The sequence below is a fragment of the Streptomyces sp. NPDC127119 genome, from assembly GCF_042677425.1.
Lineage (GTDB): Bacteria > Actinomycetota > Actinomycetes > Streptomycetales > Streptomycetaceae > Streptomyces.
In genome coordinates this window covers 14,133-40,299 of the sequence record NZ_JBHXTO010000035.1, presented here as the reverse complement: position 1 = coordinate 40,299, position 26,167 = coordinate 14,133, and the positions used below count along the sequence as shown (strand labels likewise).

19 protein-coding genes are annotated in these 26,167 nt (G+C 72.2%); 12 read left to right on the top strand and 7 right to left on the bottom strand.

The annotated features are described in order from the left end of the window. Window positions 1-72: 72 nt before the first annotated feature. From serC to ACFVH5_RS17870, 5 genes are all read right to left on the bottom strand, one after another. Window positions 73-1,191, bottom strand: a complete 1,119-nt coding sequence (gene serC / locus ACFVH5_RS17890) for a phosphoserine transaminase (RefSeq protein ID WP_385834626.1) — start codon at window positions 1,189-1,191, stop codon at window positions 73-75. A gap of 165 nt (window positions 1,192-1,356) precedes the next feature. Further along, on the bottom strand, window positions 1,357-2,592 hold the full coding sequence (locus tag ACFVH5_RS17885) for a cytochrome P450 (RefSeq protein WP_384806454.1): 1,236 nt from the start codon (window positions 2,590-2,592) through the stop codon (window positions 1,357-1,359). Between the two features lie 36 nt (window positions 2,593-2,628). Beyond that, window positions 2,629-2,985 (bottom strand): DUF742 domain-containing protein, encoded by a 357-nt coding sequence (locus ACFVH5_RS17880; RefSeq protein ID WP_210881077.1) that lies wholly within the window; start codon window positions 2,983-2,985, stop codon window positions 2,629-2,631. Next, window positions 2,982-3,446, bottom strand: a complete 465-nt coding sequence (locus ACFVH5_RS17875; RefSeq protein WP_385834625.1) for a roadblock/LC7 domain-containing protein — start codon at window positions 3,444-3,446, stop codon at window positions 2,982-2,984. Before ACFVH5_RS17875 ends, ACFVH5_RS17880 begins: the two co-directional genes overlap by 4 nt. Continuing rightward, window positions 3,443-5,359 carry a sensor histidine kinase gene (locus ACFVH5_RS17870; protein WP_385834623.1) on the bottom strand — a complete coding sequence of 639 codons (1,917 nt, stop codon included), beginning with the start codon at window positions 5,357-5,359 and terminating at the stop codon, window positions 3,443-3,445. The genes ACFVH5_RS17875 and ACFVH5_RS17870 overlap by 4 nt, the downstream gene beginning before the upstream one ends. Window positions 5,360-5,746: 387 nt before the next feature. Here ACFVH5_RS17870 and ACFVH5_RS17865 point away from each other — a divergent pair, with 387 nt between their 5' ends. Continuing rightward, on the top strand, window positions 5,747-8,707 hold the full coding sequence (locus ACFVH5_RS17865) for an FAD-linked oxidase C-terminal domain-containing protein (RefSeq protein ID WP_385834622.1): 2,961 nt from the start codon (window positions 5,747-5,749) through the stop codon (window positions 8,705-8,707). 518 nt (window positions 8,708-9,225) lie between these two features. Continuing rightward, on the top strand, window positions 9,226-10,083 hold the full coding sequence (locus tag ACFVH5_RS17860) for a DMT family transporter (RefSeq protein ID WP_385834663.1): 858 nt from the start codon (window positions 9,226-9,228) through the stop codon (window positions 10,081-10,083). An 81-nt stretch (window positions 10,084-10,164) separates the two neighbouring features. Here the strand turns inward: ACFVH5_RS17860 and ACFVH5_RS17855 are convergent, their stop codons facing one another. After that, window positions 10,165-10,860, bottom strand: a complete 696-nt coding sequence (locus ACFVH5_RS17855; protein WP_385834621.1) for a hypothetical protein — start codon at window positions 10,858-10,860, stop codon at window positions 10,165-10,167. Between the two features lie 355 nt (window positions 10,861-11,215). On the opposite strand from ACFVH5_RS17855, the gene ACFVH5_RS17850 reads away from it, so the two are divergent. From ACFVH5_RS17850 to ACFVH5_RS17815, 8 genes are all read left to right on the top strand, one after another. Then, window positions 11,216-12,010: a TIGR03084 family metal-binding protein gene (locus ACFVH5_RS17850; protein ID WP_385834662.1), complete on the top strand. Its 795-nt coding sequence runs from the start codon at window positions 11,216-11,218 to the stop codon at window positions 12,008-12,010. Further along, window positions 12,007-13,830, top strand: a complete 1,824-nt coding sequence (locus ACFVH5_RS17845) for an acyclic terpene utilization AtuA family protein (RefSeq protein ID WP_385834620.1) — start codon at window positions 12,007-12,009, stop codon at window positions 13,828-13,830. Before ACFVH5_RS17850 ends, ACFVH5_RS17845 begins: the two co-directional genes overlap by 4 nt. Continuing rightward, window positions 13,827-15,425 (top strand): acyl-CoA carboxylase subunit beta, encoded by a 1,599-nt coding sequence (locus tag ACFVH5_RS17840; protein WP_385834619.1) that lies wholly within the window; start codon window positions 13,827-13,829, stop codon window positions 15,423-15,425. The genes ACFVH5_RS17845 and ACFVH5_RS17840 overlap by 4 nt, the downstream gene beginning before the upstream one ends. A gap of 32 nt (window positions 15,426-15,457) precedes the next feature. Continuing rightward, window positions 15,458-17,338, top strand: coding sequence for an acetyl/propionyl/methylcrotonyl-CoA carboxylase subunit alpha (locus ACFVH5_RS17835; protein WP_385834618.1), 1,881 nt, complete (start codon window positions 15,458-15,460; stop codon window positions 17,336-17,338). 146 nt (window positions 17,339-17,484) lie between these two features. Further along, complete coding sequence (locus ACFVH5_RS17830; RefSeq protein ID WP_385834617.1) at window positions 17,485-18,675, top strand: acyl-CoA dehydrogenase family protein; 1,191 nt, start codon at window positions 17,485-17,487, stop codon at window positions 18,673-18,675. An 83-nt stretch (window positions 18,676-18,758) separates the two neighbouring features. After that, the gene (locus tag ACFVH5_RS17825; protein WP_385834661.1) at window positions 18,759-20,324 is read left to right on the top strand and encodes a 4-coumarate--CoA ligase family protein; all 1,566 of its coding nucleotides are present in this window, start codon (window positions 18,759-18,761) and stop codon (window positions 20,322-20,324) included. Next, complete coding sequence (locus ACFVH5_RS17820; protein WP_385834616.1) at window positions 20,321-21,064, top strand: enoyl-CoA hydratase family protein; 744 nt, start codon at window positions 20,321-20,323, stop codon at window positions 21,062-21,064. The genes ACFVH5_RS17825 and ACFVH5_RS17820 overlap by 4 nt, the downstream gene beginning before the upstream one ends. Then, window positions 21,052-21,666 carry a TetR/AcrR family transcriptional regulator gene (locus ACFVH5_RS17815; RefSeq protein ID WP_385834615.1) on the top strand — a complete coding sequence of 205 codons (615 nt, stop codon included), beginning with the start codon at window positions 21,052-21,054 and terminating at the stop codon, window positions 21,664-21,666. Before ACFVH5_RS17820 ends, ACFVH5_RS17815 begins: the two co-directional genes overlap by 13 nt. A gap of 113 nt (window positions 21,667-21,779) precedes the next feature. Here the strand turns inward: ACFVH5_RS17815 and pdxH are convergent, their stop codons facing one another. Then, window positions 21,780-22,469 carry a pyridoxamine 5'-phosphate oxidase gene (gene pdxH, locus ACFVH5_RS17810; protein WP_385834614.1) on the bottom strand — a complete coding sequence of 230 codons (690 nt, stop codon included), beginning with the start codon at window positions 22,467-22,469 and terminating at the stop codon, window positions 21,780-21,782. A 300-nt stretch (window positions 22,470-22,769) separates the two neighbouring features. On the opposite strand from pdxH, the gene ACFVH5_RS17805 reads away from it, so the two are divergent. Together ACFVH5_RS17805 and ACFVH5_RS17800 are read left to right on the top strand one after the other, a co-directional pair. Then, window positions 22,770-23,870, top strand: a complete 1,101-nt coding sequence (locus ACFVH5_RS17805) for a citrate synthase 2 (protein ID WP_384806427.1) — start codon at window positions 22,770-22,772, stop codon at window positions 23,868-23,870. A gap of 661 nt (window positions 23,871-24,531) precedes the next feature. Beyond that, a complete protein-coding gene (locus ACFVH5_RS17800; RefSeq protein ID WP_385834613.1) occupies window positions 24,532-25,908 on the top strand; it encodes a PAS domain-containing protein in 1,377 nt (458 codons plus the stop codon). Window positions 25,909-26,167 lie beyond the last annotated feature (259 nt).

Genomic DNA, 26,167 nt, shown 5'->3' with positions numbered 1-26,167 from the left:
GCGCCCGGTGTTGTCCGGGCGCCCCCATCGGCGTACGAGAAGTTCTACGCGAGAAGTTCTACGCGGAGAAGGTCAGAGCTTCTCGATCACGTAGTCGATGCACTTCGTCAGGGCCTCGACGTCCGACGGGTCGATCGCCGGGAACATCGCCACGCGGAGCTGGTTGCGGCCGAGCTTGCGGTAGGGCTCGGTGTCGACGATGCCGTTGGCGCGCAGGACCTTGGCGACGGCAGACGCGTCGACGTCGTCCGAGAAGTCGATCGTGCCGATGACCTGCGAGCGCTTGGCCGGGTCGGTGACGAACGGGTTCGCGTACTTGACGTCCTCCGCCCAGCCGTAGAGCGTCTGCGAGGAGGCGGCCGTGCGGCCGACCGACCAGTCCAGGCCGCCCTGGCCGTTGATCCACTCCAGCTGGTCGTTCAGCAGGAAGAGGGTCGCGAGCGCCGGGGTGTTGTACGTCTGGTTCTTGCGGGAGTTGTCGATCGCCGTGGGGAGCGAGAAGAACTCCGGTACGTGGCGCCCGCTCGCGTGGATGCGCTCCGCGCGCTCGATCGCGGCCGGGGAGAAGATGCCGATCCACAGGCCGCCGTCCGCCGCGAACGACTTCTGCGGGGCGAAGTAGTAGACGTCCGTCTCCGCGATGTCGACCGGGAGGCCGCCCGCGCCGGAGGTGGCGTCCACGAGGACGAGGGAGCCGTCGTCGGCGTTCGCGACCCGCTTGATGGGGGCGGCGACACCGGTGGAGGTCTCGTTGTGGGTGAGGGCGTAGACGTCCACGCCGGACTGGGCCACCGCCTCCGGGTGCGTACCCGGCTCGGAGGTGATGACGTCCGGGTCGGCCAGCCACGGCGCCAGCTTGGCGGCCTTGGCGAACTTCGACGAGAACTCGCCGAACGTCAGGTGCTGCGACTTGTTCTCGATCAGTCCGTGGGTCGCCACGTCCCAGAACGCGGTGGAGCCGCCGTTGCCGAGGACGACCTCGTATCCCTCGGGGAGCGAGAAGAGGTTGCTCACACCCTCGCGGACCTTCCCCACGAGGTTCTTGACCGGGGCCTGGCGGTGGGATGTGCCCATCAGGGACGTGCCGGTTGCGGCGAGCGCGCTGAGCGACTCCGTTCGCACCTTGGAGGGGCCCGCGCCGAAACGGCCGTCGGCGGGCTTGAGGTCTGCGGGGATCTGGATATCAGCCACAACGGGAGCGTAGCCGTTCCCGGAAACCTGGGTGAAACGTCGTCCGTCGGATGAGACACCCCCGGGGCTCGGAGTGGCGGGTTTTCGCCCCCGCCGCCCCTACCCTCCCCGTCACTGCATGGGGGCTCCGCCCCCTCGCCCCCGTCTGCGCAGTTCCCCGCGCCCCTAGGTGCCCCGCGGCGCCGTCGGCGTGAAGTGGACCGGCAATGTGGTCAGGCTGCCCAGCCAGGGGGAGGGGCGGCGGGTCAAGGACGCCGTGGGGATCGCCAGGTCCAGGTCGGGGAGGCGGTCCAGGACCACCTCGATCGCCGTGCGCGCGACCACCTCCGCGATCTCCTGCGCCGGGAACGGACACCGGTGCTCCCCGTGCCCGAAGGAGAAGTGCGCGCTGTTCCCGCCGGTCAGGGCCGTGCCGTGCGTACGTATCTGCGGATCGTGGTTCGCGGCCTGGACACCGAGCAGCAGCAGATCCCCGGCGCGGACGGCCCGCCCGCCGAGCCGCGCGTCGCGGGACGCCCAGCGGCCGGCCACGGCCTGGGTGGGGGTGTCCTCCCACAGCACCTCGTTCATGGCCTCGGCGACACTGCGCCGCCCGCCGAACAGCGAGGCGGCGAACCGCGCGTCCGTCAGCATCAGCCGCAGCGAGTTGCCGATCCATCCCGCGGTCGGCTGCTGGCCCGCGGTCAGCATGACGATGAGGTCCTTGGCGATCTCCTCGTGCGTCAGCGCGGGGCCCGCCGCCGTACGCCCGGAGGCGAGCATGCGGCTGACCACGTCGTCCGCGGGCCGCACCGCCCGGTCCGCCACCAGCCGCGCCATGCACGCGGCCACGTGCAACTGCCCCGCGAGGGCGTCCTCGCGCCCGTCGACCATGTCGTTGAGCGCGGCGACGAGGCCCGGCCCCTGCTCGTCGGCGAATCCGTAGAGGCCGGCGAGGACCCGTACGGGGAGCAGGTCCGCGTAGTGCGCGACGAGGTCCGTCGTGCCGTCGGCGCACACCGCGTCGATCAGTTCGTCGGCGATCCGCTCGGCGCGGGCGCGCAGTTCGAAGGGGTCGACGGCTTCGAGTGCGCCGCCGATCACCGCCACGCGCGCGCGATGGCGTTCGCCGACGGTGTGCAGGACGGAGGAGTGCCCACGCCCGATCATCGGCAGCAGCGGCCAGTCGTCGGGGACGCGCTCCCACTGGTTCCAGAGCCCGGAGTCACGGCTGAACAGCCCGGCGTCCCCGGTGACCTGGTGCAGCTCCCGGTAGCCGAGGACGAGCCACGCCGGGATGTCCGCGTCGAGCAGCACCGGGGCCACCGCGCCGAACTCCCGCCGCAACTCCCGGTACAGCGCGGCCGGTTCGGACCGGAACCGAAGACCGTCGAGGCGTACGGGGATGGGGTCCGGGCTCACGGGGCCGCCTCCCGGTGACGGCGTGCCCGGGAGGCGTCAGAGGTTGCGGAGTCCAACGAGCACCTGTTCCAGGATGTGGGGATCGGGCCGGCCGCCGAGTTCGGCCCTGCGGGGATGGCGGGCGCTGACGCGGCCCTCGGCGAGCAGGTCGCAGAGCAGGATCTTCGTGATGGTGACCGGCAGCCGCAGCTCCGCGGCGACCTCGGCGACGGCGGTGGGCCGCCCGGTGAGGCGCAGGATCGCCGCGTGCTCCGACTGCATGCCGGGCACCGGATCGCACTCGGCGACGACGAGCGTCAGCAGGTCGAAGGGCGTGCCGGGCGCGGACCGGGTACGCCCCTGGGTGAGGGTGTAGAGCCGGTCGGGCGCGTCGTCTCTGCCCGGGCGGCTCATGGCAGGCGTGGTGGCGCGCTCAGGTGTCCGTCGAGTTGTTCCACGAGCTGGCCCATGTTGTGTCCGACGAGCCCGGCGTCGGCCTCCTCGGCCGTGACCAGGGCCAGGTGCGCGCCCTCGCCCGCCTCGACGATGAACAGGATTCCACCGTAGAACTCGGTCATCGCCGACCGTACGTCCCCGGTGCCGTCCCCGAACTGGAGGGAGGCCCCGTGGGACAGCGCCTGGATCCCGGCGGCGATGGCGGCGAGGTGGTCGGCCTGGTCGACGGAGAGTTCCGGCGAACTGCACAGTTTGAGGCCGTCCCGGGAGAGCACGAGCGCGTGCCGGGCACCCGGCGTGCGCGCCAGCAGCCCCTGTACGAGCCAGCCGAGCTTCTCCTCGGTCGTCGACCGGGTGGAGGCGGCCGGGGCGGCGGAGGTGGTGTTGGTCGCCGAGGTGGTGCCGGTGTGGACGGTCATGACGTGGGGTCGCCTTCCGGGTGGGGGGTGGCAGGGCTCGTACGGGCCTGTACGGGCTCGTCCGCCGGAGGGCGGCGCACGGCTTGGCGGAAGCTGTTGAAGCGGGTGGCGCGGTTCATCACGTCGTCGGGGGTGCGGTCGGCGCCGGCCGCACCCGATTCCGCAGCGGCTTCCGCGGTGGCTTCGACCGCCGCCTCGGCCTCGGCGAGGGTGCGACCGCGGTGACGCCTCGGGAGCAGTTCGATGTGATCGGAATGGTCAGAGTGATCGGAGTGATCGGAACGGTCGGAGGGGCTGGAGGGGCTGGAGGGGCTGGAGGGGTCGGGGTGGCCGGCGGGCCGGGGCCGGAAACCGTGGGCCGGAACCGGCTCAGGGTCCAGGTCGGGCACCGCGTGGGAAGCGGCGTACGACCCGTGGGAGCCGGACCAGGGGAACTCCTCCGGGTCGTCCGGGTCGGACCAGGGCCCGGGGCGCGGTCCGGGGAAGGGCGACGAGGACCCGCGTACGACCGGGGCGGCCGCGTCCGCCGCGTCCGCCGGGCCCGTCGCGCCTGTGGCGTCTGTGGCGTCCGTCGGGTCGGCCGGGTCGGGGACCAGGTACGGGGTCTGTACCGGGGGCGGAGCCGGGGCCGGGGCTGAAAAAGGTGCCCGGAACGGCGGCGGTGTCGAAGTGGGCGCGGAGGCCGTTGCGGCTGCCCGTCCGGACGTGGAGGTGGAAACGGGGGCCGGAGCCGACGCCGGGGTCGCGAGGATGTCCTGCGGGATGCGGACCAGGACGCCCGTGCCGCCGCGCGCCGAGGGACGGAAGGAGACCGTCAGGCCGTACTTGCGAGCGAGCAGGCCGACGACCGTGAGGCCGAGCCGGGCGCCGGTGAGGCCGCCGAGCCCCGTCCGCGTACCGGAGACGGCCTGTTCGGCGCGGCGGAGCTGCGCCTCGCCCATCACCAGGCCGCTGTCCTCCACGGAGACGATGACCCCGGCCGGTACCTCCTCCACGTAGACGTGCACTTCGGCCGTCGGCGGTGAGAAGTTCGCGGCGTTGTCGAGGATCTCGGCGAGCGCGTGCATCACGGCCTCGGCGGCGTGCCCGGCGACCGCCGCCTCGCTCGCCGAGTGGACGCGTACGCGCTGATAGCCGCCGATGCGGCCCATCGCGCCGCGCAGGATCGACTCCATGCCGATGGGCCGGGCCCAGCGGCGGCCGGAGCGCGCGCCCGTGAGGACGGCGACGGAGTCGGCGAGCCGGCCCGCCTGCGCGGTGCTGTGGTCGAGGTGCAGGAGATCGGCGAGCACGTCCTCGTCGGCGTGCCGCTCCTCCATGGCACGCAGATCGGCCAGCATGCTCGTGGTGAGGGCCTGGAGGCGGCCGGCGGTGTTGGCGGAGGCCGAGATCGCGGTGGCCCGGTCGGTTCTCGCCTGCCGCAACTCGTCGGTCACGCGGGCGTTCTCGGCGCCGAGCCGGGTGCGCTCCCGGTCGAGTTCGGCGGCGAGCCGCACCTTCTGGTGGGCGTTCTGCTCGGCGAGCCGGGCGCGATCCCGGGTGAACTCGTCGGTGAGCCGGGCGTGTTCCCGGGCGGATTCCTCCGTGAGGGAGGCCTTCTCCTGGAGTAATCGGCCGGCTTCCTGGGAGACCGTTTCGAGTCGGCGGAGGAGTAATCGTGAGGTCTGCGCGGCATGGCCGGCCACGGCCACGGCCGTGCACAGCAGGAGGAGTGCCGCGCCCAGGCCCCAGCCGAGGGGGACGCGCGCCTGAGCGGGAGCCAGGGCGACCGCGGCTCCGACGGCGAATCCGGCCGGTACGACCGTCAGGAGCGGGGCGACCGCGACGGCACGCAGACGGGGGCGTGCGCTGCCGAGTTGTGCGAGGGACGGCCGATCTTTCGTGGGGCGCGCTTGCGAGGTGGGCGCGGTCATGAATCGTGTCCTCGGTCGTGTCCTGGGCGGGATGCGACACCTGGTGCTCAACTGGCGGTCACTATATGGGACTTCGTGATCGGAACGGGCACGTTCTGGCGCACTCTCACAATTCGTCCCCGAATCCCTGAGGAGCCGCCCCGGCGCACAACGGGGCGCATGAAACGCCCCACCCCGGGCGCCCCCGTCAGGGGCGCGGGGAACGGCGCGCGCAACCACGACGGCGGTTCAGACGAGGTTGGGGCGTGAGCCCCGTAAGGGGCGCGGGGAACGGCGCGCCCAGCCCCGACGGCGGGCCAGCCGAAGCCCAGTCCCCAGGACACCCCCTCCCCGCGCCGAAGGCGCACACTCCCGCCCACCCCCGGAGGGAGATGCATGCTTGGCCACATGAGGGAAACGGATCTCGGTACGCCGCAGCCGCAGCCGCAACCGAATAGCGAGCCGCAACCGGACCGCGGGCCGCAACCGAATCGCGGGCCGGAGCTGACACGCGAACTGACCGCCGCGCTCGCCAGAACCGTCCGCGGCGAGGTCACCTTCGACCCGACCGCGAGAGCCCTGCACACCATGGACGCGTCCAACTACCGCCGCGTCCCCCTGGGCGTGGTCGCCCCGAGGGACGCCGACGACGTGGCGGCAACCCTGTCGGCGTGCGCCGCACTGGACGTACCGGTCGTGGCCCGAGGCGCCGGCACCTCCATCGCCGGCCAGGCGACCGGCACGGGCGTCGTCCTCGACTTCACCCGCCACATGAACCGTGTTCTCTCCGTGGACGCGGACACCCGTACGGCCGTGGTCCAGCCGGGCGTCGTCCTGGACCGCCTCCAGGAGGCCTCCGCCCCGCACGGACTGCGCTTCGGCCCCGACCCCTCGACCCACGGCCGCTGCACGCTCGGCGGGATGATCGGCAACAACTCCTGCGGCTCGCACTCGGTGGCCTGGGGCACGACGGCGGACAACGTGAGCGAACTCTCCGTACTCACCGCCCAAGGCGTCCGCCTCCGTCCAGGACCCGACTGGGCGGGCGCGCCGGACGGCCTACGAGCCCTGGTGGAGGCCGAGTTGCAGACGCTCCGCACCGGCTTCCCCACCCTCCCGCGCCGCATCTCCGGCTACGCACTCGACGCGCTGCTCCCCGAACGCGGCGCGGACGTGGCCCGCTTCCTCTGCGGTTCCGAGGGCACCCTCGGCATCCTCACGGAGGCGGTCGTACGCCTCGTGGAGGCACCACGCGCGCGTGCGCTCGCCGTCCTCGCCTACACGGACGAGAGCGCGGCGGCGGAAGCGGCGGCCGGACTGCTGCCGCACGGGCCGCTGACAGTGGAGGGGATGGCGGCCGACCTCGTACCCCCGGACGCGGGCCTGCCGCGAGGCGGCGCCTGGCTGTTCGTGGAGACGGGCGGTGACACGGCGGCGCAGGCACGCGCGCGTGCCGAGGCGATCGCCCGCGCGGCGGACGTGACGGACTCCCTGGTCGTCACCGATCCTGCCGCCCAGCGCACCCTGTGGCGCATCCGCGAGGACGCCAGCGGCACGGCGACCCGGATGCCGGACGGCACGGAGGCCTGGCCCGGCTGGGAGGACTGCGCGGTGCCACCGGCCCGGCTGGGCGCGTATCTCCGGGACTTCCGGGGCCTGTTGACGTCGCACGGACTGCGCGGGGCGCCCTACGGCCACTTCGGCGACGGCTGCATCCACGTACGCATCGACTTCGACCTGCTGACATCCGCGGGCGTGGGCCGCTTCCGCCGCTTCTCGGAGGAACTGGCCGAACTCGTCGTCGCGCACGGCGGCTCGCTGTCGGGGGAGCACGGGGACGGCCAGGCGCGGGCCGAACTGCTGCCGAAGATGTACGGGCCCCATGTCGTCGGTCTCTTCGAGCGGGTGAAGGACCTCTGGGACCCGGACGGCCTGCTCAACCCCGGCATGCTGGTCAGGCCGCACCGGCTGGACGAGAACCTGCGGTTCGCGGCCCTCCCGCGCGAACCGGTGGACGTCGAGTTCGGCTACCCGGCCGACGGCGGGGACTTCTCGGCGGCGGTACGCCGGTGCGTGGGCGTCGCCAAGTGCCGCACCGCGACCGCGGGGGGCTCCTCGGTCATGTGCCCGTCCTTCCGTGCCACCGGTGAGGAGGAGCACTCCACGCGGGGCCGCGCGCGGCTGCTGCACGAGATGCTGGCGGGCGAGGTGATCACGGACGGCTGGCGTTCCACGGAGGTACGCGACGCGCTGGACCTCTGCCTGTCCTGCAAGGGCTGCCGCTCGGACTGCCCGGTGGGCGTGGACATGGCCACGTACAAGGCGGAGTTCCTGCACCACCACTACCAGGGCCGCAGGCGCCCGGCCGCGCACTACGCGATGGGGTGGCTGCCGTGGTGGCTCCGCCTGGTGGACCGCACGCGTACGGCACGGGCGCTCAACTTCCTCGCCTCGGTACGGCCGTTGGCGGCGCTCGCCAAACGGCTGGGCGGCATCGCGCCGGAACGGGAGATCCCACGGGTGGCGGGCGAGACGTTCAGCCGGTGGTGGGCACGGGACAGCGGCGCGCGGACGGGGCCCGCGCACCCGGCGACGGAATCCGCCGCGCCGAGGACGGTCCTCCTCTGGCCGGACACCTTCACGGAGCACCTCTCCCCGTCCGTCGGCAGGGCGGCCGTACGGGTCCTGGAGGCGGCCGGCCTGAACGTGACGCCGGTGACCGCCGGCGGACGACCGTCCTCCCGCGGTCCCGGTCCGCAGGTCTGCTGCGGCCTGACCTACGTCTCGACGGGACAACTGGACCGCGCCCGTACGGTGATGCGCCGCACCCTCGACCTGATGGACCCGCTCCTGGCCCCGGCGTCCGCCTCGGAACCCCCGCCCGTCGTCGTCCTCGAACCGAGCTGCGCGGCAGCCCTGCGTACGGATCTGCCGGAGCTGCTGCCCGACGATCCGCGCGCGCGGCGTCTGGCGGCGGCGGTGGTGACGTTCGCGGAGGCCCTGGAACGCCACGCCCCGCACTGGACGCCCCCGCGTGTGGACCGCCCGGTCGTCGGCCAGACCCACTGCCACCAGCACGCGGTCCTGGGCGACGCGGCGGACCGCCGCCTGCGCGAGGCGGCGGGCCTGACCGGCACCCTGGCGGGCGGCTGCTGCGGCCTGGCGGGGAACTTCGGCTTCGAGAAGGGCCACTTCGAGGTGTCGACGGCCTGCGCCGAGGAACAACTGCTCCCGGCGGTCCGAGAGGCGGCGGAAGGAACCCTGGTCCTGGCCGACGGCTTCTCCTGCCGCACCCAACTGCACCAGACGGCAAGGGCCCAGGCCCACCACTTGGCAGAGATCCTGGCAGAAGCCCTACCAACCTCCTGACAACTGAGCCCCACCTCTCAAGGGCCGCGGGGAACGGCTCCCAAGGGGCGCGGGGAACGGCGCAATCTTTTGCCTTTAAGGGGCGCGGGGAACGGCGCGCCCAGCCACAGCAGACCCGCACGGACCGTACGACGGTCACCCCCACCCCCCAAGGGGCGCGGGGAACTGCGCGACCAGCCACAACGCACCCGCACTCCCTCACGCCCCCCACCCCCACTCACTAGGGCACCCCACCCCCAGCGGAGCGCACGCGTAAGCTCCAAACCCGCTTCACAACCCTGACGAAGTCCATTACCCTGGACTGGCAAGTCCACCACGATGTACACACCGTGCACTCACCCGAACTTCCTGGACGCCCCGTGACCATCCCCCGCGCCGACCAGCCCCTCCCGGTCGCCGACCCCGCGACCGCAGTGGCGGGCCCGGCCCCCGTATCCGGCCAGCAGGCCCAGCCGGGCCAGGCCGCAGCGACCCCGGACCCCACGTCCGAGCCGTCCACGGAGGCGCCTCCCCGAGGCATCCGAGCCCTCGGCCCGGTCGGCCTGGTCCTGGCCGGCGGCATCAGCGTCCAGTTCGGCGGCGCCCTCGCCGTGAGCCTCATGCCGCGCGCAGGGGCGCTCGGAGTGGTCTCCCTGCGCCTGGCGGTCGCCGCGCTCGTCCTGATGGTGATCTGCCGGCCCAGGCTGCGCGGACACTCCCGCGCGGACTGGGGCACAGTCGTCGTCTTCGGCATCACGATGGCCGCGATGAACGGCCTCTTCTACCAGTCGGTGGCCCGCATCCCGCTCGGCCCCGCCGTCACCCTCGAAGTGCTCGGCCCGTTGATCCTCTCGGTGGTCGTCTCGCGCCGGGCCGTCAACCTCGTCTGGGCGGGCCTCGCCCTCGGAGGTGTTTTCCTGCTGGGCGGCGGAGGTTTCAGCACCCTCGATCCCGCAGGCGTGGCCTTCGCCCTGTCGGCAGGCGCCATGTGGGCCGCGTACATAGTTTTCAGCGCGCGTACGGGGCGTCGCTTCCCGCAGGCCGACGGGCTGGCGCTCGCGATGGTGGTCGCGGCCGTGGCGTTCCTGCCTCTGGGCCTCGTCGAGTCGGGCGACAAGCTCCTGAACCCGACCACGCTCGCCCTGGGCTCGGCCGTCGCGGTCCTCTCCTCGGTCCTCCCGTACACGCTGGAACTACTGGCCCTGCGCCGGATGCCCGCCTCCACCTTCGCGGTCCTGATGAGCCTGGAACCGGCCGTCGCCTCCGTCGCCGGCTTCCTCGTCCTGAGCCAGACGCTGTCCGTCACCGAGGGCCTGGCGATCGGCCTGGTCATCGCGGCGAGCATGGGAGCGGTACGCACCCAGGTGGGCCGGGGCAAAGCCAGGAACGTGGGCTAGGGCGGCCACTGCGGGCCTGTCGGCCGGACGCTCCCGGGGTGCGGACCGGGGGCGCGGCGACCGCGGAGGGCGGGCCCTCTCTCAGGTCGCGGACGCGGGCGGTACGGGGCCGCCCTTCGAGTCCATGCGACGGTTCCGTGCCTCCTGCGACAGCTTGGTCAGGTAGGCGAAGAGCACGTTCTTCTTGCTGTGCCCCTTCAGGCGCAGATAGACGAGAAGGTCGAGCAGGACCGTGTCGTAGTGGACGTGCGGGCCGGCGCAGCCGTAGATGTAACGCCTCTCGATGTGGCTGCGCAGCGTCGTGTCCACCTTGGAGTCGGCGGTGGCGCGGGCCATGACCTTCTGCAGGTTCTCCGTCACGGTCTGGCTCTGCTCGGCGAACGAACTGCCCGCTGTCGTGGCGTAGTGGAAGTTCACCGACTGCCAGTAGGTCTTCTCGCTCGGATCGGTGGGCTTGTCGTAGAGCTTGTCCACGCTCACGTGCATGATCTCGTGGAGTATCGAGGCCGTGCGGAAAGGTACGTCGTCCGTGGTGGCCTCCCCGGACGAGTACGCGGGGTCGTAGGTGACGAGGGGATGGGTGCCCATCGTCGCCTGCGCCACGAATCCGTCGTTCTTCTTGGTGAAGGTGATCTCGTCGATCAATGCCGCGCATTCGTCGAGCAGTTCGGCGAAATGCGGTTCGTCGGACGCGTCGTCGGGCAGTGCCGTTCCACCGGCGTCCTTGATGAGCCTGTCCAGCGCCAGGCGACGCAGGGGTTCCGAATGGGTGCTCATGTGGCCCTCTCTGTAACCCTGTCGGATGTCGGGACGGGTGACCGCGGTGTGCGCCCCCGCCGTACACCGCATGCTGCTCCCGGGTGAAGTGTCCGGCAATGCCTGGAACGCACCTCAATAGGCACATGTGTGTTGCCTGACCCATGAGGTCGCGACAACCCATGGCATGGGCCCACGTGTGCTCAGCTCCTGCGTCCGCATCAATCAATGCAAGCACGCTTGATTGTTTCTCCGGCCGCTGCCATGCTCCAGAACGCACCGCACGCCATGCACCGCACGCCATGCACCGCACGCCATGCACCGCACGCTGTACACCGCGTACCGCACACCGTCGTGCCCCGAGGGGAGCGCCATCGTGTCCGATCCGTCGTCCGTGATCGACGATCTGAGCCGGGAGAGCGAGCAACTCGACGCCCTGGTAGGTGAGTTGGCGGAGGATCGCTGGGCGCTCGCCACCCCGGCCCCCAGATGGACCGTCGCCCACCAGATCGCGCACCTCGCCTGGACCGACCGGTCCGCCCTGCTCGCCGTGACCGACGCGGCGGCCTTCGCGCGGGAGGTCGAGAAGGCGCTCGCCTCGCCGGACGGCTTCGTGGACGAGGGCGCGGACGAGGGGGCCGCGCTGCCCCCGGACCGGCTTCTCGCGAAGTGGCGTGCCGGACGGCAGGCGCTGGAGAAGGCCCTGCGCGCGGCACCCGCCGGAACGCGCTTCCCCTGGTACGGGCCGCCCATGTCGGTGGCCTCCATGGCAACGGGCCGTCTCATGGAGACCTGGGCCCACGGCCAGGACATCGCGGACGCCTTGCATGTGATGAGGCCACCCACCGACCGTCTCCGTCATGTGGTGCGCATCGGTGTGCGGGCCCGGAACTTCGCCTTCGGGGTACGGGGGCTCACTCCGCCCGAGGAGGAGTTCCGCGTCGAGCTCACCGCGCCCTCGGGCGAGGTGTGGGCGTACGGACCCGGGGACGCCGCCCAGCGCGTGACCGGCCCCGCGCTCGACTTCTGCCTCCTCGTCACCCAGCGGGCGAACCGCGTCGACCTCGCGGTCCGGGCGGAGGGCCCCGACGCCGACCGCTGGCTGGACATCGCCCAGGCCTTCGCGGGCCCGCCCGGCACGGGCCGCGCACCGAAGGGAACCGCGGAATGACCGACGGCCCCACCACCGGCGGCCCCGCCACCGGCACCCTCACCACCGGCACCCTCACCACCGGCGCACCAAACCCGGCGCCAAGCCCGGCCGTCCGCCCCCTCCGCATAGGCAACGCCTCCGGCTTCTACGGCGACCGTTTCGACGCCCTGCGCGAGATGCTCACCGGTGGCCCGCTGGACGTCCTGACCGGCGACTACCTCGCCGAGCTGACCATGCTCATCCTCGGCCGCGACCGCCTCAAGAACCCGGCCGGCGGCTACGCCCGCACCTTCCTGCGCCAGCTGGAGGAGTGCCTGGGTCTCGCCCACGAGCGGGGCGTACGGATCGTGGCCAACGCGGGCGGCCTCAACCCGGCCGGACTCGCTGACGCCGTACGGGAGTTGGCGGCCAGGCTCGGCATCCCGGCGCGGGTCGCCCACGTCGAGGGCGACGACCTGACCGCCCGGTACCCCGGCCCCGGGCACCTCGCCGCCCACGCCTACCTCGGCGGCGCGGGCATCGCCGCCTGTCTGCGCGAGGGCGCGGACATCGTCGTCACCGGCCGGGTCACCGACGCCGCCCTGGTCACCGGGCCCGCGGTCGCCCACTTCGGCTGGGCGCCCGACGCCTACGACCGCCTCGCGGGAGCCGTCGTCGCCGGACACGTGCTGGAGTGCGGCACCCAGGCCACCGGCGGCAACTACGCCTTCTTCGCCGAGCACGACCCGGCCCGGCTGCGCCACCCCGGCTTCCCGGTCGCCGAGCTCCACGAGGACGGCACGAGCGTCATCACCAAGCACGACGGCACCGGCGGCGTCGTGGACCTCGGCACGGTCACCGCCCAGCTCCTGTACGAGACGGCGGGCGCCCGGTACGCCGGACCCGACGTCACCGCCCGCCTCGACTCGGTCCGCCTCACCCAGGAGGGCCCCGACCGGGTCCGTGTCGACGGAGTGCGGGGCGCAGGAGTGCGGGGCGAGGCGCCGCCGCCCACGCTCAAGGTCGGGCTCAACCGGCTCGGCGGCTTCCGCAACGAGGTCGCCTTCGTGCTGACCGGGCTCGACATCGAGGCGAAGGCCGCCTTCGTGCGGGCCCAGCTGGAGACCGCGCTCACGGGAGCCAAGTCCCGTCCCGCCGAGGTCCGTTGGGAGCTCGTCCGCACCGACCGCCCCGACGCGCCCACCGAGGAGACCGCGAGCGCCCTGCTCCGGCTCGTCGTGCGCGACCCCGACCCGGACACCGTGGGCCGCGCCCTCAGCGGAGCCGCCATCGAACTGGCCCTGGGCAGCTACCCCGGATTCCATGTGATGGCACCACCGGGGAAGGGCGCCCCCTATGGGGTCTTCGAGGATGTGTACGTCCCCCATGTGGACGTGGACCATGTGGCGGTCCTCCACGACGGGCGCCGGATCACTGTGCCGCCGCCCCACGACACCCGCGTACTCCAGCCTCTCGGGCCCTCTCAGGAACCGCCGCTCCCCGCACCCCTCCCGACCGCCGGGTCCGCCGTGCGCCGCGCGCCCCTCGGCCTCGTCGCCGGGGCCCGCAGCGGCGACAAGGGCGGGAACGCGAACGTCGGCGTCTGGGTGCGCACGGATGACGCCTGGCGCTGGCTCGCCCACACCCTCACCGTCGACAAGTTCCACGAACTCCTCCCGGAGACGGCAGAGTTGACCGTCGTACGGCACGTCCTGCCCAACCTGCGCGCCCTGAACTTCGTCGTCGAGGGGATCCTCGGCGAGGGCGTGGCCGCGCAGCACCGCTTCGACCCGCAGGCCAAGGCCCTCGGCGAATGGCTGCGCTCCCGCCACCTCGACATACCGGAGGTACTGCTGTGACGGTCCTGGCGTCCGCGCTGGACACCTCCTCCGCCGACTACGCGGCCCACCGCGAGACCATGCTCGGCAAGCTCGCCGACCTCGACACCGAGCACGCCAAGGCCCTCGCGGGCGGCGGCGAGAAATACGTGGCCCGGCACCGCAAGCGCGGCAAACTGCTCGCCCGGGAACGCATCGAGCTGCTCCTGGACCCCGACACGCCGTTCCTCGAACTGTCGCCGCTCGCCGCTTGGGGGAGCGACTGGACGGTCGGTGCCTCGCTCGTCACGGGCATCGGTGTCGTCGAGGGCGTCGAGTGCCTGATCACGGCCAACGACCCGACCGTACGCGGCGGAGCCAGCAACCCCTGGAGCCTGAAGAAGGCCCTGCGGGCCAACGACATCGCTTACGCCAACCGTCTTCCGAGCATCAGCCTCGTCGAGTCGGGCGGCGCCGATCTGCCCTCCCAGAAGGAGATCTTCATCCCCGGGGGCGCCATCTTCCGGGACATCACCCGGCTCTCGGCGGCCGGTATCCCGACCGTCGCCGTCGTCTTCGGCAACTCCACCGCGGGCGGCGCGTACATCCCCGGCATGTCCGACCACGTGATCATGGTCAAGGAGCGCGCGAAGGTCTTCCTCGGCGGACCGCCGCTGGTGAAGATGGCCACCGGCGAGGAGAGCGACGACGAGTCCCTGGGCGGCGCCGAGATGCACGCGCGCGTGTCGGGTCTCGCCGACTACTTCGCCGTCGACGAACGGGACGCCCTGCGGCAGGCGCGGCGCGTGGTGGCCCGCCTCAACCACCGCAAGGCGTACGCCGATCCGGCCCCGGCCGAGCCGCCCAAGTACGACCCGGAGGAGCTGCTGGGCATCGTCCCCGGCGACCTCAAGCACCCCTTCGACCCGCGCGAGGTGATCGCCCGGATCGTCGACGGCTCCGACTTCGACGAGTTCAAGCCCCTCTACGGGACGAGCCTGACGACCGGCTGGGCGAGCCTGCACGGCTATCCCGTCGGCATCCTCGCCAACGCGCGCGGCGTGCTGTTCAGCGAGGAATCGCAGAAGGCCGCCCAGTTCATCCAGCTCGCCAACCAGCGCGACATCCCGCTGCTCTTCCTGCACAACACCACCGGCTACATGGTCGGCAAGGAGTACGAGCAGGGCGGCATCATCAAGCACGGCGCGATGATGATCAACGCGGTGAGCAACAGCCGCGTCCCGCACCTGTCCGTCCTCATGGGCGCCTCCTACGGAGCGGGCCATTACGGCATGTGCGGTCGCGCGTACGACCCGCGCTTCCTCTTCGCCTGGCCCAGCGCCAAGTCCGCCGTCATGGGCCCGCAGCAGCTCGCCGGAGTCCTGTCGATCGTCGCCCGCCAGTCCGCCGCCGCGAAGGGGCAGCCGTACGACGACGACGCCGACGCGGCCCTGCGCGCCATGGTGGAGCAGCAGATCGAGTCCGAGTCCCTGCCGATGTTCCTGTCCGGGCGGCTCTACGACGACGGCGTCATCGACCCGCGCGACACCCGAACCGTCCTCGGCCTGTGCCTGTCCGCGATCCACACGGCCCCCTACGAGGGCGCGCGCGGCGGCTTCGGCGTCTTCCGGATGTGAGAGACCTGGTGAGCAGTCCTGTGAGGGGTTTCATGATTTCGAGTCTGCTGGTCGCCAACCGCGGCGAGATCGCCTGCCGTGTCTTCCGCACCTGCCACGAGCTGGGCGTCCGTACGGTCGCCGTGTACTCGGACGCCGACGCGAACGCCCTCCACGCGCGCGTGGCCGACTCCGCCGTACGCCTGCCGGGCAGCTCGCCCGCCGAGACGTATCTGCGCGGCGAGCTGATCGTGAAGGCCGCCGTCGCGGCGGGCGCCGACGCCGTGCACCCCGGCTACGGCTTCCTCTCCGAGAACGCCGACTTCGCGCGGGCCGTCCTCGACGCGGGCCTCGTCTGGGTCGGACCGTCCCCCGAGGCGATCGAGGCGATGGCCTCCAAGACCCGCGCCAAGGAGCTGATGGCCGCCGCCGGGGTGCCGCTGCTCGCACCCCTTGCCCCGGACGCCGTGACCGACAAGGACCTGCCGGTCCTGGTGAAGGCGTCGGCGGGCGGCGGCGGACGCGGTATGCGCGTCGTCCGCGAACTCGTCGACCTGAAGGATGAGCTGGCGGCAGCCTCCGCGGAGGCCGAGAGCGCCTTCGGGGACGGCACGGTCTTCGTCGAGCCGTACGTCGAGCACGCGCGGCACGTCGAGGTGCAGATCGTCGCCGACGGCCACGGCACGGTGTGGGCGCTCGGCACCCGGGACTGCTCCCTCCAGCGCCGCCACCAGAAGGTCATCGAGGAGGCCCCCGCGCCGGGCCTCGGCCCCGAGACGGAACAGCGCCTGCTCTCTGCGGCCACGGCCGCCGCCCGCACGATCTCCTACACGGGCGCGGGCACGGTGGAGTTCCTGGTCTCGGCCGGCGGAGACGACGGGGACCGCGTCCACTTCCTGGAGATGAACACCCGCCTCCAGGTCGAACACCCCGTGACGGAGGCCGTGTTCGGGACGGACCTGGTCGCCCTGCAACTGCGCGTCGCCGAGGGCGGCACCTTGGACGGCGACCCGCCGGCTCCCTCCGGCCACGCGGTCGAGGCCCGCCTCTACGCCGAGGACCCCGCCCAGGACTGGGCCCCCCAGACCGGCACCCTGCACCGGCTGGCCGTACCCGGCGTCCGCCTGGACACCGGGTACGGCGACGGCGACACGATCGGCGTCCACTACGACGCCATGCTCGCCAAGGCCGTCGCCCACGCGCCCACGCGCGCGGAGGCGATCCGACGGCTCGCCGGAGCCCTGGAGCGGGCGACCGTCCACGGCCCGGTCACCAACCGCGACCTCCTCGTACGCTCCCTGCGCCACGAGGAGTTCACGGCGGCCCGGATGAACACGGCCTTCTACGCACACCACCTCGCCGACCTCACCGAGGCGACCCCGGACCCGTACGCCCCCCTGGCCGCCGCGCTCGCCGACGCGCACGGCCGTTCCCGTTTCGGCGGCGGCTGGCGGAACCTGCCCTCGCAGCCGCAGAGCAGGCGCTACCTGGTGGCGGGCGAGGAGCACGAGGTCCACTACCGGCACACCCGGCAGGGCCCGGCCGCCGACGGCGTCCACGTGGTTCAGGCAGGTGCGGACCTCGTCGTACTCGAAATAGCGGGCGTACGCCGCAAGTTCGCGGTGTCCCGGTACGGCGACCGGGTCCACGTGAACGACACCACGCTCACGGCCCTGCCCCGCTTCCCCGCCCCCGAGCCCGACCACGCCCCCGGCTCCCTCCTGGCCCCCATGCCCGGCACGGTCGTCCGCCTGGCGGAAGGCCTCACCGAAGGAACCCCGGTCCGGTCGGGCCAGCCCCTGATCTGGCTGGAGGCGATGAAGATGGAACACAAGATCACGTCCCCGACAGCAGGCACACTGACGGCCCTGCGTGTGAGCACGGGCCAACAGGTGGAGGTCGGCACCTTGTTGGCAGTGGTCGAGCCCCTTTAGGGGCGCGGGGAACGGCGCAATCCTTTGCCTTCGTCCTTCAGGGGCGCGGGGAACTGCGCGACCAGCCACGATGCACCCGCACCCTCCACCCGCACCCGCACCCGCACCCTCCACCCGACACCAGCCCCCTCCCCCGAGGAGCCCTCATGGCAACGGTCCTGGAATCCGACGAACACAAGGCCCTCCGCGCAGCGGTGTCCGCCCTCGGCAACCGCTACGGCCGCGAATACCTCGCCAAGGTCATCGCGGAAAAGTCCCACCCCACAGAACTGTGGGCGGAAGCCGCCAAGCTCGGCTACCTCGGCGTCAACCTTCCGGAGGAACACGGTGGCGGAGGCGGCGGCATAGCCGAACTCTCCATAGTCCTCGAAGAACTCGGCGCCGCGGGCTGCCCCCTCCTCATGATGGTCGTCTCACCGGCCATCTGCGGCACGGTGATCGCCCGCTTCGGTACGGAAGAGCAGAAACAGGAGTGGCTCCCGGCCCTCGCCGACGGCACCCGCACCATGGCCTTCGGCATCACCGAACCCGACGCCGGCTCCAACAGCCACCGCATCACGACCACCGCCCGCCGCGCCACCGACGGCCCGGCAGGACAGCCGGAGGACCGGGCCGACTGGATCCTCACCGGCCGCAAGGTGTTCATCTCGGGCGTCGACATCGCCGACGCCACCCTCATCGTCGGCCGCACGGCGGACGCCCGCACGGGCAAACTCAAGCCGTGCCTGTTCATCGTCCCGCGCGACGCCCCCGGCTTCGGGCGGCGGCAGATCGACATGGAACTGCACGGCGCGGAGAAGCAGTTCGAGCTGACCCTGGACGACGTACGGCTGCCCGCCGACGCGCTCGTCGGCGACGAGGACGCGGGCCTGCTCCAGCTCTTCGCGGGCCTCAACCCCGAGCGCATCATGACCGCCGCCTTCGCGATCGGCATGGGCCGCTACGCGCTCTCCAAGGCCCTCGTCTACGCCCGTGAGCGCACCGTCTGGCGGGAGCCCATCGGCGCCCACCAGGCCATCGCGCACCCCCTCGCCCAGGCCCACATCGACCTCGAACTCGCCCGCCTGATGATGCAGAAGGCCGCCCTCCTGTACGACTCCGGAGACGACGTCGGCGCCGGGGAGGCCGCCAACATGGCGAAGTACGCGGCGGCGGAGGCCTGTGTGAAGGCCGTCGACCAGTCCGTGCACACGCTCGGCGGCAACGGCCTGACCGGCGAGTTCGGCCTCGCGTCGCTCATCACCGCGTCCCGGGTGGCCCGTATCGCACCCGTCAGCCGCGAGATGATCCTCAACTACGTCTCGCACCAGACCCTGGGCCTGCCCAAGTCCTATTAGGCACCATCTCCCTTACAGCCTCCATCCCCCGTACAGCCTCCGGCTTCCGTGCAACTTCCGGCTCCTGGAAAGGGCCCGCCATGGTGTTCCGCAGCGAGTACGAAGACGTTCCCGCGGTCGAAGAACCCATCCACGAGGCGGTGCTGGGCCATGCCGCCTCCCGGGGCGACGCACCCGCGCTGATCGACGGCGTGAACGGCATGACCCTCACCTACGCCCAACTCGACACGTTCCACCGCCGCATCGCCGCCGCGCTCGCCGAACTCGGTGTCCGGAAGGGCCATGTACTGGCCCTGCACAGCCCCAACACGGTCGCCTTCCCCACCGCGTTCTACGCCGCCACGCGCGCGGGGGCGTCGGTCACCACCGTGCACCCCCTCGCCACGCCCGAGGAGTTCGCGAAACAGCTGCGGGACTGCGGCGCCCAGTGGATCGTCACCGTGTCGCCGCTCCTGGAGACGGCCCGCGCGGCGGCCGAACTCGCGGGCGGAATACGGGAGATCCTCGTCTGCGACCAGGCCGAGGGGCACCGCTCGCTGCTCGACATGCTGGGCTCCACCGCCCCCGAGCCGCAGATCGACATCGACCCGGTGGCGGACGTGGCGGCCCTCCCGTACTCCTCAGGGACGACCGGCACCCCCAAGGGTGTGATGCTCACCCACCGGAACATCGCCACCAACCTCGCGCAGCTGACGCCCACCATGCCGATGGGCCCCGGCGACCGCATCCTCGCCGTGCTGCCGTTCTTCCACATCTACGGGCTGACCGCCCTCATGAACGCACCCCTCAGGCAGGGCGCCACCGTCGTCGTGCTGCCGCGCTTCGACCTCGACACGTTCCTCGCGGCCATCGAGAAACACCGCATCACCGGCCTCTATGTGGCCCCGCCGATCGTCCTCGCCCTCGCCAAGCACCCGGCCGTCGAGGGGTACGACCTGTCGTCCCTGAAGTACGTCATCAGCGCGGCGGCCCCCCTGGACGCCGAACTCGCCGAAGCGTGCGCGCGCCGGCTCGGCCTGCCGCCGGTCGGCCAGGCGTACGGCATGACGGAACTCTCGCCCGGCACCCATGTGGTCCCTCTGGAGGAGACGAACCCGCCCCCCGGAAGCGTCGGCAAGCTCATCGCCGGCACGGAGATGCGCATCGTCTCCCTGGACGACCCCGGCAAGGACCTCGGCGTCGACGAACGCGGCGAGATCGTCATCCGCGGTCCCCAGGTCATGAAGGGGTACCTCGGCCGACCCGTCGAGACGGCCGCGATGATCGACGACGACGGCTGGCTCTCCACCGGGGACGTCGGCCACGTCGACGCGAACGGCTGGCTGTACGTCGTCGACCGGGTCAAGGAACTCATCAAGTACAAGGGCTTCCAGGTGGCCCCCGCCGAACTCGAAGCGCTCCTGCTGACCCACCCCGGCATCGCCGACGCGGCCGTCATCGGCGTCTACGACACCGACAACAACGAGAAGCCGCACGCGTACGTCGTACGCCAGTCGGCCGCGCCCGACCTCACCGCGAACGACGTCATGGAGTACGTCGCCGGGCGTGTCGCCCCGTACAAGAAGATCCGGCACGTCACGTTCCTAGACACGGTGCCCAGGGCGGCCTCCGGAAAGATCCTCCGACGAGAACTGCGGGAGCGCGCATGACCACGGTGCGGCGGTCCTACGAGCGCGGGATCACCACCCTCGCGCTCGACGCGCCCGAACGGCGCAACGCCCTCTCCGCCCGGCTGGTGGGAGACCTCGCGGACGCGCTGACGGAAGCCGGCAAGGACGGCGACGTACGCGCCGTCGTCCTCACCCACACCGGCAACACCTTCAGCGCGGGCGCGGACCTCAACGACCCGCCGCACCCCGACACGCTCGTCGCCCTGCTGCGGCAGCTCGTCGAACTGCCCAAGCCCGTCGTCGCCCGCGTCACCGGACACGTCCGCGCGGGCGGCCTCGGACTGCTCGGCGCGTGCGACCTCGCGGCGGCCTCCCAGGAGGCCACGTTCGCCTTCACGGAGGTACGCATCGGAGTCGCCCCCGCCGTGATCTCGCTGCCCCTCCTGCCACGCCTCGACCCACGCGCGGTGGCCCGCTACTACCTCACCGGCGAGAAGTTCGACGCGGCCGAGGCCGCCCGGATCGGGCTCGTCACGGTGGCCGGAGCGGCGGGGGAGGACGTGGACGGCGTACTCGCGCCGGTGCTCGACGGACTGCGCCGCGCTTCCCCCCAGGGGCTGGCCGAGACCAAGCGGCTGCTCACGGCTAAGGTGCTGGACACCTTCGACCGGGACGCGGCCGACCTGACCGCGCTCTCGGCCCGGCTGTTCTCCTCCGCGCAGGCCCGCGAGGGAATGACGGCCTTCCTCGAACGACGGGATCCCTCATGGGTGTGGTGAACGGCGCGGCACAGGCGCCGGTGGAGCGCGTCCCCAAACAGGACCGCAGCCGCGCCACCCGGCAGCGCCTCCTCGAAGCCGCGGTCGCCTGCCTCGCCGAACGCGGCTGGGCGGGCTCCACGGTCTCCGTCGTCGCCGAACACGCCGGGGTGTCACGCGGTGCCGCCCAGCACCACTTCCCGACCCGCGAGGACCTCTTCACGGCGGCCGTCGAGTACGTCGCCGAGGAACGCTCCACCGCGCTGCGCGCCCTCTTCCCCGAGGGCGCCACGGACCGCCGTGCCGTCGTCGTCGCCCTGGTCGACCTCTACACGGGCCCCCTGTTCCGCGCCGCCCTCCACCTGTGGGTCGCCGCGTCGAACGAGGCCCAGCTGCGCACCCGCGTCACCGAACTGGAGGGCCGCGTCGGCCGCGAGACCCACCGCATAGCCGTGGACCTCCTGAACGCCGACGAGACCCGCCCGGGCGTCCGCGAAACGGTCCAGGGCTTCCTGGACATGTCCCGGGGCCTGGGCCTGGCCAACCTCCTCACGGACGACGCAGTCCGCCGGGACAGGGTGGTCACCCAGTGGGCGGCAATCCTCGACAACGCACTGGGCTGAGGTTTCTCCCCGTAAGGGGCGCGGGGAACTGCGCGACGAGCCACGACGGCGGATCAGACGCAATCAGGCCCAGGCGGCACCCCCTGCAGCGAGGGGGTCAGAGGGGCACCCCCTCAGGGACTGAGCCTCTCAACCCGCCACCCCCCGTCCTCCTGGGCCACGTACCGCAACCGGTCGTGCAGCCGGTTCTCCCGCCCCTGCCAGAACTCGACCGCCCGGGGCGAAACCCGGAACCCACCCCAGTGCGGCGGCACAGGCACCTGCTCCCCCTCGGGATAGCGCGCGGCCAACTCCGCGTACGCCGCATCCAGCTCGTCCCGCGACCCGACCACGGAGGACTGCGCACTGGCCCACGCCCCGAGCTGCGACCCATGAGGCCGCGTACGGAAGTACGCGGCCGTCTCGTCCCGCCCCGTACGCCGCGCCGTCCCCGTGACGATGACCTGCCGCGCCACCGAATGCCACGGGAAGAGCAACGACACGTGCGGATTCTCGGCCAGTTCGCGCGCCTTGCGGGACGCGTAGTTGGTGTAGAAGACGAACCCCCGTTCGTCGTACTGCTTCAGCAGCACCGTGCGGGAACCGGGCCGCCCCTCGGCGTCCGCCGTGGAGACGACCATCGCGTTCGGCTCGTACACCCCGCCCTGCGCCTCACCGTGCGCCACGGCCTGCACGAACCAGCGCGCGAACTGCTCCATGGGGTGGTCGGCCAGTTCGGTCTCGTCGAGTCCCGCGGCCCGGTACTGCTTGCGCATCGACGCGGGGTCGAGCGAGGGGCCGAGAAGGGGGTCACTGTCGGTCACCCGGTCATCCTGCCGTACGCGTCGCCGGGCGTGGGCTTCATCACTGACTGGCACTGAGTGCCGCGTACTCTCCCCAAAGGTGGCACCAAGGGATATCGTCCTGCTGCCAAGAGGTTGGGTGACCGCCGACCGCACGGGGCATGACCGGAGTGACGTACGGACCGCGAGTCCACGAGGCGACCGCGTAACCGCACGCTCGCACCCACCAGGGACACCGCACCACCCACCCCTCGCACAGCTCACCCCGCACAGCGCACATCCCACACATCGTCTGTCGCACACATCATGAGGAGCCGCCTGATGTCCGACTTCGTACCCGGACTTGAGGGAGTCGTCGCTTTCGAGACGGAGATCGCCGAACCGGACAAGGAGGGCGGCGCCCTGCGGTACCGGGGCGTCGACATCGAGGATCTGGTCGGCCACGTCTCCTTCGGCAACGTCTGGGGGCTGCTCGTGGACGGAGCGTTCAACCCCGGCCTGCCGCCCGCCGAGCCGTTCCCGATCCCCGTCCACTCCGGTGACATCCGCGTGGACGTCCAGTCCGCACTCGCCATGCTCGCCCCCGTGTGGGGCCTCAAGCCGCTCCTCGACATCGACGAGAAGCAGGCGCGCGCGGACCTCGCCCGCGCCGCCGTCATGGCCCTGTCGTACGTCGCCCAGTCCGCCCGCGGCCAGGGCCTGCCGATGGTCCCGCAGCGGGAGATCGACAAGGCGCAGTCCGTCGTCGAACGCTTCATGATCCGCTGGCGCGGCGAGCCCGACCCCAAGCACGTGGCGGCGGTCGACGCCTACTGGACCAGCGCCGCCGAGCACGGCATGAACGCGTCGACGTTCACCGCCCGCGTCATCGCCTCCACCGGCGCGGACGTCTCGGCGGCCCTCTCCGGGGCCGTCGGCGCCATGTCGGGCCCGCTGCACGGCGGCGCCCCCTCGCGCGTCCTCGGCATGATCGAGGAGATCGAACGCACGGGCGACGCCGACGCGTTCGTCAAGCAGGCCCTCGACAAGGGCGAGCGCCTGATGGGCTTCGGCCACCGGGTGTACCGCGCCGAGGACCCCCGCGCGCGCGTGCTCCGCCGCACCGCCCGGGAACTGGGAGCCCCCCGCTTCGAGATCGCCGAGGCCCTGGAGAAGGCGGCCCTCGCCGAACTGCACGCCCGCCGCCCGGACCGCGTCCTGGCGACGAACGTCGAGTTCTGGGCCGCCATCGTCCTGGACTTCGCCGAGGTCCCGGCCCACATGTTCACCTCGATGTTCACGTGCGCCCGTACGGCCGGCTGGTCCGCGCACATCCTGGAGCAGAAGCGCACCGGCCGCCTCGTACGGCCGTCCGCGCGCTACATCGGCCCCGGCACCCGCAACCCGGCCGAGATCGAGGGCTACGGAGACATCGCCCGCTGATTCCGTATGGGTGCACGGCCTATGTGCACCGCAGGTGTGGCGGCGCTCTCCACGAGGTCATGGGGCGCCGCCACATGTGCGACAACCAGCACGACCAGGTGGCGGCCGTCCCTCTTCCGGTTCCGGCCGCCCCGAGAACGCAGACGACCCGCGTGCTCGGGTCCCCTCCGAGGAGGGGGCCGGCCGGACTTACCGGCAAGCACGCGGGTCGGGTGACTGCTGAGATTGGGCCGGCCGCACGCTCGTCTCACGCGCTGGTCCGGCACCGCACTGTGTGTGGTGACGGGCCGCTAGCCCGCAGCCACCTCGCTGGTCCGGGTTTCAGACATGTACCCGATCACCTCCTTTCGGCGTGCGACACACACTAAGAAGCGTCGCGGCTTCGCTCAAGTGATTTTCCGGGACGGCGATTTTCGGGGGCGCCGACGCGTTGACGGCGCCGACGAGGGAAGCGATCTTGTGGAGGGGGCCGGGACGACGGAGATCCGGCCGACCGGGGGTGAAGTGTCCGCGCACAACGATTTCCGCAATCTTGCGGGAACCAGATGTGGGCTGCGTCACGTTCGAGTTGAATGATTCCTAGTGAGTGATTCGTAGTGAGTGAACAGACGCGCGGGCACACCGCGCAGGACACGCCGACACGGCCTGCAGGGGGTGCCAGGTGAGTGCTTCGCGGCGTAGCGGGACCACGGACGAGCTCGGGCCGGACGAGCCGGAGCGGGACGGGGCCGATCTGCTGGCCGCTCTGCTCGACGGGATGGACGCGGCGCTCTGCGCGTTCGACGCCGACGGAGTGGTGACGCACTGGAACCGGGAGGCCGAGCGCATCCTCGGCTGGACCGCGGCCGAGGCGGTCGGGCGGCACGGGTTCGCCGGCTGGGCCGTACGGGCCGCGGACGCCGAGGAGATCGAGAACCGTCTGCTGTCCGCGATGCAGGCCCCGGGGCGGCAGGTCCACGAGTTCGCGCTCCTCACCAAGGAGGGCGGCCGGGTGCTCGTACGGACCCAGTCGGCCGCCGTGCCGGGGCCCGACGGGAAGCCGGCCGGGGTGTACTGCGCCTTCAGCGAGGTGCACACGCAGATCGATCTGGAGCGGTCGATCGCCCTGAGCGAGGCCCTCTTCGACGACGCCTCCTGGGGTGTCGTCCTCGTCGACGCCGATCTGCGGCCCGCCGTGGTCAACGGACACGCCGCGCGGGCGCTCGGCACGGGGCGTACGGCCGTACTGGGCCGTCCCCTGGGCGAGTTGATCGCGCAGGGCGTGGAGGAGCTGGAGAGCGCGCTCACGCACGTTCTCGCGGAGGGTGCGCCGCCTGCGCCCGCCGAGATGTGGGTGACGCTGCGGACCGCGGAGGGGGAGCGGCGCCGTTGCTGGCGCAGCGGTTTCGTGCGGCTCGCCTCACCGCTCACGGAGGAACCGGTTCCGCTCGGTGTGGGCTGGCTGTTCCAGGATGTGACCGAGAGCAAGCAGACCGAGCAGGAAGCGGCGCTGCTGCGCTTCCGGACGAATCAGCTGCACCGGGCCGCGCGGGCCGCCGCCGAGTGCGAGGACCCCGCGGAGGCCGCGTCCGTCCACCTCGACTTCGCGCTGGCCGGGTTCGCCGACCACGCGCTGATCGACCGGGTGGCCGGCGGTTCGGTGGCGGACGGCGAGGGCCCGGTCCGGCTCGTACGGGGGCCCGCGACGCCCTCCGGAGCGCCTGGCCCCAGCCTGCCCGCGGGCCGGGCCGGGCTGCCGGTGCGGTACTCCGACGGGCATCCGGCGCTGCAGTGCGTCGAGCGGATCGGTTCCGTACGGGCCAGCGCGGGGTCGACCGAGCCCGAGCGCATGCGCGACTGGGCCGTGGCCCGGCAGTGGCCCGCCGACTCGGTGCACGCCCTGTGCGTCGTGCTGCGCAGCCGGGGGCGGACGCTGGGCGTCGTCACGTTCCTGCGCGGTGCGAGCCGTACGCAGTTCGAGAGGTTCGACGCGACGTACGCGGAGGATGTCGCCGTCCGGATCGCGGCGGCCCTGGACCTGGCGGCAACCCTTCCGTGACCCCCCTGGGGGCTGCGCCCCCGGACCCCCGCATCGGCCTGAACGGCCTCGTCCTCAAACGCCGGACGGGCTAAAGCCCCAGGGGCGAAGCCCCGTCTCCCCAGGGGCGCGGGGAACTGCGCGACCGGCCACGGGCGGCCCGCACACGGCAGCGAACGGGGGCAGGGGCGAAGCCCCGCCCTTCAGGGGCGCGGGGAACTGCGCGACCAGCCACGGGCGACCCGCACACGACAACGCGCCCGGTGCAGGGGCGCAGCCC

Excerpts from the sequence above, each read along its gene's own strand:
- ACFVH5_RS17880 (WP_210881077.1), bottom strand. The coding sequence starts at position 2,985 with ATGAGCCGCCCGGGCAGAGACGACGCGCCCGACCGGCTCTACACCCTC.
- ACFVH5_RS17875 (WP_385834625.1), bottom strand. The coding sequence starts at position 3,446 with ATGACCGTCCACACCGGCACCACCTCGGCGACCAACACCACCTCCGCC.
- ACFVH5_RS17870 (WP_385834623.1), bottom strand. The coding sequence starts at position 5,359 with ATGACCGCGCCCACCTCGCAAGCGCGCCCCACGAAAGATCGGCCGTCC.
- ACFVH5_RS17865 (WP_385834622.1), top strand. The coding sequence starts at position 5,747 with ATGAGGGAAACGGATCTCGGTACGCCGCAGCCGCAGCCGCAACCGAAT.
- ACFVH5_RS17855 (WP_385834621.1), bottom strand. The coding sequence starts at position 10,860 with ATGAGCACCCATTCGGAACCCCTGCGTCGCCTGGCGCTGGACAGGCTC.
- ACFVH5_RS17845 (WP_385834620.1), top strand. The coding sequence starts at position 12,007 with ATGACCGACGGCCCCACCACCGGCGGCCCCGCCACCGGCACCCTCACC.
- ACFVH5_RS17835 (WP_385834618.1), top strand. The coding sequence starts at position 15,458 with ATGATTTCGAGTCTGCTGGTCGCCAACCGCGGCGAGATCGCCTGCCGT.
- ACFVH5_RS17830 (WP_385834617.1), top strand. The coding sequence starts at position 17,485 with ATGGCAACGGTCCTGGAATCCGACGAACACAAGGCCCTCCGCGCAGCG.
- ACFVH5_RS17820 (WP_385834616.1), top strand. The coding sequence starts at position 20,321 with ATGACCACGGTGCGGCGGTCCTACGAGCGCGGGATCACCACCCTCGCG.
- ACFVH5_RS17815 (WP_385834615.1), top strand. The coding sequence starts at position 21,052 with ATGGGTGTGGTGAACGGCGCGGCACAGGCGCCGGTGGAGCGCGTCCCC.
- ACFVH5_RS17805 (WP_384806427.1), top strand. The coding sequence starts at position 22,770 with ATGTCCGACTTCGTACCCGGACTTGAGGGAGTCGTCGCTTTCGAGACG.